Source organism: Pantoea sp. AG702, from assembly GCF_003182295.1.
GTDB classification, from domain to species: domain Bacteria; phylum Pseudomonadota; class Gammaproteobacteria; order Enterobacterales; family Enterobacteriaceae; genus Pantoea; species Pantoea ananatis.
In genome coordinates this window covers 54,793-67,095 of sequence record NZ_QGTU01000010.1, presented here as the reverse complement: position 1 = coordinate 67,095, position 12,303 = coordinate 54,793, and the positions used below count along the sequence as shown (strand labels likewise).

The window sequence follows — 12,303 nt, the reverse complement described above, 5'->3', positions numbered from 1 at the left end:
GTCCAGCTCAGGATTTAAACCCCTCAGGGTGACTTAATTGCCAGCGCCAGGCATCTTTTACCATATCGTCCAGATTGCGCCTTGCCTGCCAGCCAAGCTGTTGTTTTGCCAGGGAAGGATCTGACCAACACTCACCAATATCGCCGTCTCGTCTGGAAACAATCTCATGTGGTACTGGTCGCCCGATAACCTTTTCAAACGCACGCAGGATATCCTGAACAGAATAGCCGATACCGGTGCCGAGATTGTATATGCTTACACCTTGTCGGCAGTTAACCGCATCGAGTGCTTTGAGGTGGCCTTCAGCAACATCCATTACGTGAATATAGTCCCGGACTCCGGTTCCGTCTTTGGTGGGGTAATCATTGCCGTAGATCAATAATTTTTCCAGCTTACCGACGGCGACCTGCGTAAGATAAGGTACGAGATTTGCCGGAACACCATTGGGATTTTCGCCGATCATACCGGATGGATGTGCCCCCACCGGATTAAAATAACGCAAAATAATCACAGAGAAATCGGGACAGGCTCGCGAGTAATCCTGCAATATCTGTTCAATCATTAATTTAGTTGTGCCATACGGATTAGTCGTGCCACCGATGCGTGCATCCTCTCGCAAAGGTATACATTCTGGTTGGCCGTAAACGGTGGCAGATGAGCTGAATATTAAATTATTGACGCCCGCCCGGCGCATTTCCGCCACAAGAACCATCGTGCTTTTTAAATTATTGTCGTAGTATTCCAGCGGTTTACACACCGACTCACCAACGGACTTTAGCGCGGCAAAGTGAATAACCGATGAGATAGCATGACGAGAAAAAATGGCTCTGACCTGATCTACATCGCGTACATCGGCTTGATAAAAAGCCAGCGATTTACCACTAAGGGCTTCCACACGATTAATTGACTCTGAAGATGCATTGCAAAGATTGTCTATGACGACAACTTCGTGACCTGCCTCCAGAAGGGTCAGCACAGTATGTGAACCGATATAACCGGCGCCGCCGGTAACCAGGATAGCCATATCGTTCCTTGTTATTTCGAGTCGCTATTTTTATCGGCCATCAGGCTGAGATAACGTTCGATGATAAGATTGATGTCAAATTTAGCATACATTGCAGGCGTAATGTCAGGCGGAGACTGCCAGCCATGGCGGATTTTAGTGGCTAATGAAGAGGCATCAAGTGCAGACTGATAGCTGGCCAGTTCACCCACCATGATTTCTTTCACCCCTCCAGGACAAGCGGTGCTGACAACAGGTGTCTCACAAACCAGTGATTCGATCAATACTGTAGGCAAGCCCTCACTGTCCGAACTCAACACAAATAAACGCGCATCTTTTAGTACGGGTATAGGATTGGACATAAACCCGCCCAACATCACCTTATCCTGCAGGTTAAGTCTGACAATAAGCGCGTTAAGTTGTTCCGTAACCGACTTCTCTCCCTGACCGAGGATAATGAGTTTGGTGGGAATGTCAGCCATAGCAAATGCTTCAAGAAGACGGTCCTGTCGCTTAACCTGATGAAGACGGCCAATATGCAGAATGTAGTTTTCACCTGCAAAGGGATTGTGTCCCATCGAACGTTGTTTGATTTTATCAAAATCAAAAGGGTTATAAATGGTCAACCTCTTGGCAGGCCTGACGCCCACATTATTGATCATGTCCTCCCCTACCGCTTCAGAAACCGTCACAATATTGCGTTGGTGATAGGTGCGTTGAATTTTGTATTTTTTTAAATAACGAGAAAACGCATTTTTATTACCAAGGTACGAACGGGAAAAAATACCATGGATACAGTGCCAGACATTACATTTCTGTAACATGCGAGACCTGACAACAATACGATCGGTTTTATGCAAGCTTGAAATGACAAGCGCGGGTGGCCCTTTTTCAGCAAAAAGTAGTTCAAGCCTGTCATCAAGCTGGCGTGCCCGGCGTGAGAGTTCAGTTAACTTGCGAAGCGGACCTGTACCATTATCGTGACACACTCGGTAGTCAATATTGCCGGGAATGGTGTAGTCTAGTTTCTTACTAAGCGATATCAGTGTGACCGGATAACCGCGATGCGCGATGCCCTCAGCCAGGGTTAACGTCACGTTTTCAGCGCCACCACCCGGTAAGCCATCAATGATAAAAAGAATATGTCTTGTCATGATAATGCCTGCCCGAGTCCTAAAATTGTTATCAAAATCTTAATCTAGTATCTATGTCATTGCTATGATTAAAGTTTTTATAATTCATGGTAACTAAATGAATTTGCGCAGATGAGGTCTGGTGCGTAACATAGCTATTCATTTTTTTGGGATTAAAGCCATTATGTCAAGACTTGCATTTCTCATTACTATCGATACTGAAGGCGATAATCTTTGGGAGAATCATGACAGCATCACTACACGAAATGCGATTTTCCTGCCGCGATTTCAGTCTTTATGCGAGAAATATGACTTTAAACCTACCTGGTTGACTAACTATGAAATGGCCGTCGATCCTGTCTACGTTGAATTTGCAAAGGATGTTATTGCGCGTGGCCAGGGTGAAGTTGGGATGCATCTCCATGCGTGGAATAGTCCACCTCTGCATGACCTCACCGGCGACGACTGGCGGCATAAGCCATACTTAATCGAATATCCTCATGCAGTCATCAGGGAGAAAGTTAAGTACATGACTCAGCTTCTTGAGGATACCTTTCAAACTAAAATGCTCAGCCATCGCGCCGGGCGCTGGGCATTTAACGAATATTATGCCAGTTTGTTGACGGAATTCGGTTATCAGGTTGATTGCTCAGTAACACCTCGTGTTAACTGGAGCAGCTCGATGGGCAACCCAGCCGGGAAGGGGGGCAGTGACTACGTTAACTTTCCACGTCGTGCTTATCTTATTGATCCTGATGACATTGCTAAAAGTGGCCAATCGACATTGCTCGAGGTTCCTATGAGCATTCAATATAAATATTCGCCTGTTATCAACAGCATCAAAATGGGCGTGAAAAAGCTGCGTGGCAAGCATCCTGTTTCATCCGTGAACTGGTTAAGGCCAGTAGGTGGCAATCTCGAACAGATGAAAAAAGTCGTCAATCAGTCTATCGCCGAAGGCGCAGACTATGTTGAGTTTATGCTCCATTCTTCAGAGTTCATGCCAGGGGGGAGCCCCACGTTCAAAAATGAAAAAGATATTGAACAACTTTATGCTGATTTAGAGCAATTATTTAGCTGGCTACAGCATCAAACGACAGGTATGACCTTGGCGGATTATTATGCAACGTTTAAGGGTGAATAATGCGTAAGCGCTGGAAATTTGAATTAATAAATCTTTATTTACGCACAGTTACCCGACGTAACGGCATGGTAGGCTCCAGAGCTGAATTTTTATCAGATAATCAACCAAACGACTTCAAAAATATTGTCATTTATTCTACGACAGCGCTGGGAGATTTCATGATGAATACACCAGCGATAGGAGCCCTGCGGCAACGTTTTCCCGATGCCTGGATCACACTTGTAGCACATCCTAAATTTCGTGATTTTTTAACGGGTGGAAACGACTGGGATGACGTCGTCTACTGGAATAGCAAAGTTAAACAGGTGCCTGCCCTTGTAAAAGCGCTTCAGAAAAAGGGCCGTCCAGAATTGGCCGTGATTCTTCATTCACATGCGCCCTATGACTATACGAGTGCTGTTTTAGCTGGTGCCAGTTATATCTTCCGCGATAACTATCATGATGATGAATCTCTAATTGATCGCTGGTTGACTAACTATACCGTGGGTTATAAAGGGCATCTTATACAGCGCAAACTGGAGCTTATTGCGCCACTGGGGTGTGATACTTCAGCCGTTGAAATGCGGTTGCCTCATTTGCCGCCAAAATGTTTCACGACACGAGAGAGAAAAAAATTAGGCTTTCAGTTAGGTGCATCTTCCCCTGAACGTTGCTGGCCCATCGACTCTTTCGCCGCTGTGGCTAAACGCGCACTCTCCCATAATGAAGATCTTGATATTGTTTTAATCGGTGGTCCGGGAGAAGTGGTTTTAGGACAGCAGTTTATGGCACAACTGAGCCCTCAATTGCATCATCGTGTGGTCAATACGATTGGTAAAACTTCACTGCCACAACTTGTTGAAACAATAAATCAGTTTGATGCTTTACTGACAGGCGATACTGGACCTTTTCACGTCGCGATCGCACTGAAAGTACCAACGCTCAGTCTGTTTGCGACGGCTCAGCCTGTGTTTAGTGGGCCTTATCAAGATCTGAATATCCACCATGCCATCCTGGGCGTCCAGTCTGCCCTGAAGGCCGAAACATTAGGTGATGGTGCGATGAAATCCATTTCTGTAGATCAGGTTATAGATACATTTGAAGATTATTTCGATGTCTTAAAGCCTTTATGACAACATCGAACGCAATAAATAGTAGGGAATAATGTTATGAAGGTGATTCATATTATCAACCTGGATAAAATGGGTGGGGCTGAAAAAATCTTTTTGCAATTTATTAGCGAGAGCAATTTACAAAATAAAATATTTTGCATAAGTAACAATGTAGACCCGAGCATCAAGCAATCTTTGGTCGGTCATGACATTCAATTTGTAAATAAGATTTTCCCTTTTGCTAAAATAAAATTCCCTCCTTTTTTAAGACCAGTTGTCCTTAAAAAACGAATTGAAAGAGAAGGAGCGGATGTGTTGGTGGTATGGGATCTTATACCTCGCTTATCAGGTAAGCCGCGTGACGTTAAAACCGTTTATTATGACCATGGTTCGTCATGGGTATTCGATAATAATCAACGCACGCGTGAATTTATAAATTACATTGATGCCGCTATTGCTCCCAGCAAAGCATCGAAAGCGATGATGCAGATGCGATTATCGATAAGTGTGCCTGTAAAAATTATTCCCAATACATTACCTGTCCCTAAAGCCAATATGAGGCTCAAAACACCTCCGTCAAAGCATGAGTTAATTCTGGGGACTGCTTCGCGACTGGCTGGTGTAAAAGGGATTGCTGTCTCTGTGCTTATGGTGGCTGAGCTACTCAAACGCGATATCAATGCCCGTCTTTTGATTGCCGGAAAAGGGCCAGAAGAAACGCACTTGAGAGCTTTGGTCAAAGAAAGAGGACTAGAAAAACATGTCAGCTTCCTTGGTTATCAGGAGGATTTAGGTGATTTTTATGATTCTATTCACCTCTATATGAGTCTGTCTGTTGCAGAAAGTTTTGGTTTGTCCTGTCTTGATGCACAGTTGCATAAAGTCCCCTGTATTTATTCTGTCGTTGACGGACAACCAGAAGTGAATATACATGAGGTAACCGGAATAGGTATCAAACCGACGCTGAGCATACAAGACTATATTAGCCAGACAGGCTACCCTGCTGATGTTGAAAGAAAGTTTGTATATGATCCTGTAAATAACAAAATTAACAAACCCATGATCGTTTCTTATCTTGATGGTGCAGATGCAATTGAAGGAATATTACAAAAAGGAAACTATTTGCGTTTTCTGGAGGGGATTGAGCAAAGGAATATGATCCTGTCTGACAGAAACGATATGATTAAGAACATCGAAGATTTTCTTACCCAGGTAAAAATGAAATGACGATAAAATTTAAAGTGCCAGCAATAGTACTCGCACTAAGTTGTGTATCTTTTTCAACTGCATTGAATGCGTCAACAGTCTGTCGCAATGCACTTTTTATAGCATTCATAATATCATTTTTTGATATTTTTTTGAACAGACGGAATTTAAAGACAGATAGCGTCTTTTATTTTTCGCTGACGAGTGCCTTCCTCGCTTTAGGACTTATCTTGCATGCTAAGTTTTTCCATTCAATTGTAATGTTTTCAGTTGATGAAAACTATTATTACGTAGCGATTCGCATATTGATGGCGAGCGTTATCATTTACTACCTTGCGCAACAGAAAGAATATATCTCAAAGAATGGTTTTTTGTTTTCCAAGATTTTGATTCTTGTAGGTTTTTTATATGTTTCCGTGCAAGGGATTCTCATTCATTACCAAAACCCGGGTGTCCGACTGGAAATCAAAACTGTTGCGACTACTGTAGCCTATGTCTATGCTATTCAGGCTTTTGCGGCTATATATGTTACTTCGACTTTAAAAACAAAGTTTTCATTTTTATTGAATGTCTTAGTCATTCTTCTTGGGTTTTATGTGCTGTTACTTACTGAGACGCGGTCTGTTATACTAACCTACCCAATATTGGTTTTTGTTTTTTTGGCTCAGTCAAAACTTATTAACAGGAACATTATCTTACTGATGGTTGCAATCATTGCGATCACTTTTTTTATTAATCATAAGCCGTTTTACAATGCTTTCGAAAGAATTGTCTCTACATCAAGTGAGATTAAAGATTATAATGCCAATAATGGAAATACTTCTCTTGGTGCGAGATTTAGTTTATGGAAAGCAGGACTGTATGCTTTTGCAAAACACCCAATGGGTCAAAGTGCAGATCAGCGTTATATTGAGATTAAAAATTATATTGATCAATATGAACATAAAAATCCTGAAGCATTACGTGCAATAGATTTTCATATGCATAATGAATTCATTGATAGCCTTAGCTTAAGGGGTATTTGGGGCGCTTTGCTACTGGCATCATTCTTTTTTTCACTGGCCTATATTTTCATAAAAAATAATGAAAGTATTGCCGGCGTCATTTTGCTCTTAACGCCTAATTTTATTTATGGCCTGACTGACACTTTATTTATTGATTTACGCTGTGCAATAGTGCTTATGCTGGGGGTACCTGTCTATCTGTTAATTAAAAGACAGGCATAGAAGACAAAACGAGCAGATTGACTCTGCTCGTTTTTTATTTGTCGAGTAACGGACCGAGCGCGTTTGACACCTTCTCTGGAGTAATACTGTTAAGATTGTTATCAGTGGATTTGAGTACGAACTGATTTTGCCCATAACCCCCAATCAAACCCGGATCGGTGGGGCCATATAACGTGATATTGGGCCTGTCTAGTGCGGCGGTCAGATGGCTCAGCCCTGTATCTACCGACACTACGGCATCTGCGCCTGCCAACTGCTGTGCTACGGCTTCAAGAGAAAGCTTAGGCAAGACTTCTACGTGCTCAAAACCTTCAGCCAGACGCAGCGCACGCTGATGTTCATGTTCAGCGCCCCATGGCAGCTTTACACGCAAGCCCGCTGGCCGGACACGTTCAATCAACTCTCGCCAGTGAGCTTCTGGCCAGTGCTTGTTATCACGGGTAGTGGCATGAAGAAATACCAGATAAGGGCTCTCATGCTGTGATAAGGGCTTCAGAAAATGGCCAGCAATTGCATAATCCCCCTGAGACGGGGGTTTATCGTAACCCAGACTTTTAGCAAACAGCTCACGCGTCCTCTCGACTGCATGTTGTTGCTTGCTGATCTCGTGCTTTTTGTCATACCACCAACTGGCGAAAGGTTCTCTCGCACTACGATTGTCCAGGCCGTGCTTAACGCCTTTAGCCAGACGAGTCACAAGCGCGGCGCTCTTAATCAGCCCCTGAGCGTCGATCACGATGTCGTAGTCACGAGACTGAAGCTCACGCTTGAAACGCACGCGCTCTTCACGCTGCAGGCTGCCAAACCAGTGTTTACGCCAGCGTCGAATGGCGACAGGCAGAACCTTATCCACTGCCGGATGCCAGGTCGGGATTTGTGCAAAATTTTCTTCCACCACCCAGTCAAAGCGTATTCCGGGCAGGGCATGCATGGCATCGGTGAGTGCGGGCAGCGTATGCAGGACGTCTCCCATGGAGGAGGTTTTGACGATCAGGACGTGCATGTCCCCTCCTGGACTTCGCGCAACAACGTGCTCAATGTTTCATGAACCTGTGCGGGCTGAATATCGATAAGACTTTGGTGATAGCCCTGCCCGGCATCGCCTTTGCGTACACGATGATAGCCGCTAATTAAACGGAGAATACGTGCCCGGTCAGACAGAGGCGGCGTAAAGTCAGGGCTGCTGGGACCATATAAGGCGACAAGCGGTCGGTTTAACGCTGCGGCAATATGCATCAGGCCCGAATCATTACTGACCACTGCGTGGCACTGAGCCAGCAGAATAACAGCCTGTTCCAGCTGCGTTTCGCCAGCCAGATTGCGGCAATGTGCACGGCTCGCTTCCGGTAGCGAAGACAGGATTTCTTCACCGGTGGAATGATCTTTAGCCGAGCCAAACAGCAGAATCTTATAACCCTCACTGATTAACTGCTGGGCAAGCGTCGCATAGTGAAAATGCGGCCAGCGTTTTGCCGGCCCAAACTCTGCACCGGGACAAAAACCAATCGTCGGCCGCTCGGGAGTCAGCTGAAACTGCGCGGACGTCTCACTTTTTTCCTGTTCACTGACCTGTAGCTGAGGCGTTAGCAGGGGTTGCGGCAGTTCCCGCGCTGAGCGGACTGGTGAGTCATAAGCCAGAGCCACATAGCGCTCAACCATCAGCGGAAACGCGGCTTTATCCAGTACCCGACAATCGTTTAACAGGCCGTAACGCATTTCTCCGCGCCAGCCAATACGGCGCTTGATCCCGGCAAAAAAGGGAACCAGCGCTGATTTAAAAGAGTTGGGTAAAACATAAGCGCGGTCATAATGGCTGGCCTGGAGCGATTTGCCCAGCCGACGGCGCTCGCCAAGCGCTAACGCGCCATGACCCAGCGGCATCGCCAGCGCCTGATTCACTTCAGGCATCCGTGAAAGTAAAGGACGGCACCACGCAGGTGCCATCACATCAATCACTGCGTCAGGATGTTCGGCCTTGAGGGTACGATAGAGACTTTGCGACATCATCATATCGCCGACCCACGACGGGCCGATCACCAGAATTTTCATTACCGGTATCTATTCCTTTAGACGTTGCGATTTAACCAAACCATATATTCAGAAACGCCCTGTGCCACGGTCTTAAACGGTTTGTCGTAACCCGCTGCGCGTAAATTAGACAGGTCGGCCTGCGTGTAAGCCTGGTAGCGGCCTTTCAGCTTGTCAGGGAAAGGAATGTACTCAATCTGGCCTTTCTGGTGAAAATTAAGCACCGCATCTGCCACTTCCTGGAAGGATTCGGCGCGGCCTGTTCCGCAGTTATAGATGCCGGAAATCCCATTCTCCCAGCACCACAGATTCACCGACACCACATCATCGACATGAATAAAATCACGTTTAAAGCCGTCGCTGCCTTCAAACAGCTTTGGATTTTCATCATTGCTAATCTGCGTGTTTAAATGAAACGCCACGCTTGCCATGCTGCCTTTATGGCTTTCACGCGGGCCGTAAACGTTAAAGTAGCGAAAGCCGCATACCGGCGAGGAGGCTTCAGGCAGGATCTGACGCACGTAGTGGTCGAACAGCATTTTTGAATAGCCGTAGACATTCAGTGGCTGTTCGTACTGGCGCTCTTCAATGAAATTCTCATTGCGTCCACCATAGGTGGCGGCAGAAGAAGCGTAAAGGAACGGAATTTCACGCTCAAGACAGAAGTGCAGCAGATCTTTAGAGTACTGATAGTTATTATCCATCATGTACTTACCGTCCCACTCGGTGGTGGCTGAGCAGGCACCTTCGTGAAAAACGGCTTCAATCGGACCAAGATCTTCACCTGACATGATATAGGTCAGGAATTCTTCTTTATCCATGTAATCAGCGATATCCAGATCGGCCAGATTCACGAATTTGGTGCCATCTTTAAGGTTATCCACGACCAGAATGTCGTTGTGACCGCGATCGTTCAGCGTTTTGACAATATTGCTGCCGATCATTCCTGCGCCACCGGTTACGATAATCATACTGTTACCTTTAAAGTTTTGAGTTGAAACGGGACATTTCACACGTAATGCCTACATCATAACATTTCATCCCGCTCCAGACAGCCAGATGACTCTGTAAGGTCCTGCACATCCAACAGAATGGCGTGAACTATGCTGCAAAATTAACATTCTTTTGGTCGATTAAGCGTAGAAAGGCGATATGTTCAGTAATATTTGCCAGATTTCCACCTTATCAGGAGCAGGATAATGCCAGCGCATTTTTACCAACATATCCGGCAGCAACTCGACGCCGCCCAGCGTGAAGGTTTATTCAAAAAAGAACGTATTATTACCTCCGCACAGCAGGCAGAAATTGAGGTCGGGCCTGATCGTCCCGTAATTAACTTTTGCGCGAATAACTACCTGGGGTTGGCCAACCACCCAGCCTTAATTCAGGCAGCCAAAGAGGGCATGGATTCGCACGGTTTTGGCATGGCATCCGTGCGTTTTATCTGCGGTACTCAGGATATACACAAACAGCTGGAAAAAAAGCTCGCCGATTTTCTGGGAATGGAGGACGCCATTCTCTACTCCTCCTGTTTTGACGCCAACGGCGGGCTGTTTGAAACCTTACTGGGCGCGGAAGATGCCATCATCTCTGATGCACTCAATCATGCATCGATTATTGATGGTGTACGCCTGTGTAAAGCACAGCGCTATCGTTACGCTAACAATGATATGGCGCAACTGCGCGACCGCCTGAAGGAAGCCAGGGATAACGGGGCGAAGACCATTATGATTGCCACGGACGGCGTGTTCTCAATGGACGGCGTGATCGCCAATCTGAACGCCATTTGCGATCTTGCAGACGACTATTCCGCACTTGTCATGGTCGATGATTCCCATGCGGTTGGCTTTGTCGGAAGTACCGGTCGCGGAACACATGAGTATTGCGACGTCATGGACCGGGTCGACATTATCACCGGCACGCTGGGCAAGGCGCTGGGCGGCGCATCAGGCGGTTACACTGCTGCCAAAGCAGAGGTGGTGGAATGGCTGCGTCAGCGCTCACGGCCTTATCTGTTCTCTAACTCGCTGGCACCGGCAATTGTCGCGGCTTCTCTTCGCGTGCTGGATTTATTAAGCGAAGGCGACAGTTTGCGTCAGCGTTTGTGGGACAACGCACGTTTCTTCCGCGAAAAAATGACATCGGCAGGTTTTACGCTGGCCGGCGCCGATCATGCCATCATTCCGGTCATGCTGGGAGAAGCCAGCGTCGCGCAGGAATTTGCTCAGTTGTTACAACAGGAAGGCATCTATGTCACCGGGTTTTTCTATCCGGTTGTGCCAAAAGGTCAGGCACGCATCCGAACCCAAATTTCAGCAGCGCACAGCCAGCAGCAACTCGAAACGGCGGTGGCAGCTTTCACGCGCATTGGTAAACAACTTGGCGTCATTGCCTGAGGATTAACCATGAAAGCACTGGCTAAGTTGAAAAAAGAGCAGGGCATCTGGATGGTGACTGATGCGCCAGTTCCCGAGCCGGGTCACAACGATCTGCTGATAAAAATTCGTAAAACCGCCATCTGTGGGACAGACGTACATATTTACAACTGGGACGACTGGTCGCGTAAAACCATCCCGGTCCCCATGATTGTCGGCCACGAATATGTCGGTGAAGTGGTGGCTATTGGTCAGGAGGTTAAAGGGTTTAACATAGGCGATCGGGTTTCGGGTGAGGGGCATATCACCTGTGGGCACTGCCGAAACTGCCGCGCAGGCCGTACCCATCTCTGTCGAAATACCCAAGGCGTTGGCGTTAACCGCCAGGGATGCTTTGCAGAGTATCTGGTTATTCCCGCCTTTAATGCATTCAAAATTCCCGACAATATTTCCGACGAGCTGGCAGCGATTTTTGATCCCTTCGGCAACGCGGTACATACCGCCTTATCCTTCGACCTGGTCGGTGAAGACGTACTCATCTCCGGTGCCGGCCCTATTGGTATTATGGCGGCTGCGGTGTGCCGCCATGTCGGTGCGCGGAATGTCGTGATCACGGACATTAATGACTACCGGCTTGAACTGGCCCGCAAGATGGGCGTGACCTGCGCGGTCAATGTCGCCAGGGAAGATCTGCGTGAAGTCATGCATGCGCTGGACATGAAAGAAGGCTTTGACGTGGGATTAGAAATGTCAGGTGCACCGCCCGCTTTCCGAACCTTGCTTGAGGTGATGAATCACGGTGGGCGGTTGGCCTTACTGGGCATTCCTCCGGGAGAAATGGCTATTGACTGGAATCTGGTGATCTTTAAAGGACTGTTTATTAAGGGCATATATGGGCGTGAGATGTTCGAAACCTGGTATAAGATGGCCGCGCTGATTCAGTCAGGTTTGGATCTCACCCCGATTATCACTCACCGTTACCCGATTGATGACTTCCAGCAGGGTTTTGATGAAATGCGCTCGGGGCAGTCTGGAAAGGTGATTCTGGACTGGACGTCGCCTTGATCGCCCGAGTAGCGAGTAAGAAAGATAACGTT

General features: G+C 46.8%; 11 protein-coding genes. 6 read left to right on the top strand and 5 right to left on the bottom strand.

Annotation, left to right across the window (positions count from 1 at the left end):
* Positions 1–7: 7 nt before the first annotated feature.
* A complete protein-coding gene (galE, locus tag DFO57_RS20590; RefSeq protein WP_014604748.1) occupies positions 8–1,024 on the bottom strand; it encodes a UDP-glucose 4-epimerase GalE in 1,017 nt (338 codons plus the stop codon).
* 11 nt (positions 1,025–1,035) lie between these two features.
* On the bottom strand, positions 1,036–2,157 hold the full coding sequence (locus tag DFO57_RS20585) for a glycosyltransferase (RefSeq protein WP_110015648.1): 1,122 nt from the start codon (positions 2,155–2,157) through the stop codon (positions 1,036–1,038).
* 163 nt (positions 2,158–2,320) lie between these two features.
* Between DFO57_RS20585 and DFO57_RS20580 the strand changes: the two genes are divergently transcribed.
* Genes DFO57_RS20580 through DFO57_RS20565 form a run of 4 tightly spaced genes read left to right on the top strand, consistent with a single transcriptional unit; the run spans position 2,321 to position 6,803 of the window.
* The gene (locus DFO57_RS20580; protein WP_110015656.1) at positions 2,321–3,280 is read left to right on the top strand and encodes a polysaccharide deacetylase family protein; all 960 of its coding nucleotides are present in this window, start codon (positions 2,321–2,323) and stop codon (positions 3,278–3,280) included.
* Complete coding sequence (locus DFO57_RS20575) at positions 3,280–4,392, top strand: glycosyltransferase family 9 protein (RefSeq protein ID WP_014604751.1); 1,113 nt, start codon at positions 3,280–3,282, stop codon at positions 4,390–4,392. The genes DFO57_RS20580 and DFO57_RS20575 overlap by 1 nt, the downstream gene beginning before the upstream one ends.
* Before the next feature lie 36 nt (positions 4,393–4,428).
* Positions 4,429–5,598 carry a glycosyltransferase gene (locus tag DFO57_RS20570; protein WP_029569277.1) on the top strand — a complete coding sequence of 390 codons (1,170 nt, stop codon included), beginning with the start codon at positions 4,429–4,431 and terminating at the stop codon, positions 5,596–5,598.
* The gene (locus DFO57_RS20565) at positions 5,595–6,803 is read left to right on the top strand and encodes an O-antigen ligase (RefSeq protein ID WP_029569276.1); all 1,209 of its coding nucleotides are present in this window, start codon (positions 5,595–5,597) and stop codon (positions 6,801–6,803) included. The genes DFO57_RS20570 and DFO57_RS20565 overlap by 4 nt, the downstream gene beginning before the upstream one ends.
* A gap of 34 nt (positions 6,804–6,837) precedes the next feature.
* On the opposite strand, the gene rfaC is transcribed toward DFO57_RS20565, so the two are convergent.
* The 3 genes from rfaC to rfaD are packed head-to-tail and all read right to left on the bottom strand — an operon-like array spanning position 6,838 to position 9,802.
* A complete protein-coding gene (rfaC, locus tag DFO57_RS20560; RefSeq protein ID WP_078829335.1) occupies positions 6,838–7,806 on the bottom strand; it encodes a lipopolysaccharide heptosyltransferase RfaC in 969 nt (322 codons plus the stop codon).
* Positions 7,794–8,852, bottom strand: coding sequence for an ADP-heptose--LPS heptosyltransferase RfaF (gene rfaF, locus DFO57_RS20555; protein WP_110015647.1), 1,059 nt, complete (start codon positions 8,850–8,852; stop codon positions 7,794–7,796). The genes rfaC and rfaF overlap by 13 nt, the downstream gene beginning before the upstream one ends.
* 17 nt (positions 8,853–8,869) lie before the next feature.
* Positions 8,870–9,802: an ADP-glyceromanno-heptose 6-epimerase gene (gene rfaD, locus DFO57_RS20550; protein ID WP_014604756.1), complete on the bottom strand. Its 933-nt coding sequence runs from the start codon at positions 9,800–9,802 to the stop codon at positions 8,870–8,872.
* A 228-nt stretch (positions 9,803–10,030) separates the two neighbouring features.
* On the opposite strand from rfaD, the gene DFO57_RS20545 reads away from it, so the two are divergent.
* Positions 10,031–11,227 carry a glycine C-acetyltransferase gene (locus tag DFO57_RS20545; RefSeq protein ID WP_110015646.1) on the top strand — a complete coding sequence of 399 codons (1,197 nt, stop codon included), beginning with the start codon at positions 10,031–10,033 and terminating at the stop codon, positions 11,225–11,227.
* A gap of 9 nt (positions 11,228–11,236) precedes the next feature.
* Positions 11,237–12,271, top strand: a complete 1,035-nt coding sequence (gene tdh / locus DFO57_RS20540) for an L-threonine 3-dehydrogenase (protein ID WP_013027720.1) — start codon at positions 11,237–11,239, stop codon at positions 12,269–12,271.
* Positions 12,272–12,303: the final 32 nt, after the last annotated feature.

Excerpts from the sequence above, each read along its gene's own strand:
- galE (WP_014604748.1), bottom strand. The coding sequence starts at position 1,024 with ATGGCTATCCTGGTTACCGGCGGCGCCGGTTATATCGGTTCACATACT.
- DFO57_RS20585 (WP_110015648.1), bottom strand. The coding sequence starts at position 2,157 with ATGACAAGACATATTCTTTTTATCATTGATGGCTTACCGGGTGGTGGC.
- DFO57_RS20580 (WP_110015656.1), top strand. The coding sequence starts at position 2,321 with ATGTCAAGACTTGCATTTCTCATTACTATCGATACTGAAGGCGATAAT.
- DFO57_RS20575 (WP_014604751.1), top strand. The coding sequence starts at position 3,280 with ATGCGTAAGCGCTGGAAATTTGAATTAATAAATCTTTATTTACGCACA.
- DFO57_RS20570 (WP_029569277.1), top strand. The coding sequence starts at position 4,429 with ATGAAGGTGATTCATATTATCAACCTGGATAAAATGGGTGGGGCTGAA.
- DFO57_RS20565 (WP_029569276.1), top strand. The coding sequence starts at position 5,595 with ATGACGATAAAATTTAAAGTGCCAGCAATAGTACTCGCACTAAGTTGT.
- rfaC (WP_078829335.1), bottom strand. The coding sequence starts at position 7,806 with ATGCACGTCCTGATCGTCAAAACCTCCTCCATGGGAGACGTCCTGCAT.
- rfaF (WP_110015647.1), bottom strand. The coding sequence starts at position 8,852 with ATGAAAATTCTGGTGATCGGCCCGTCGTGGGTCGGCGATATGATGATG.
- rfaD (WP_014604756.1), bottom strand. The coding sequence starts at position 9,802 with ATGATTATCGTAACCGGTGGCGCAGGAATGATCGGCAGCAATATTGTC.
- DFO57_RS20545 (WP_110015646.1), top strand. The coding sequence starts at position 10,031 with ATGCCAGCGCATTTTTACCAACATATCCGGCAGCAACTCGACGCCGCC.
- tdh (WP_013027720.1), top strand. The coding sequence starts at position 11,237 with ATGAAAGCACTGGCTAAGTTGAAAAAAGAGCAGGGCATCTGGATGGTG.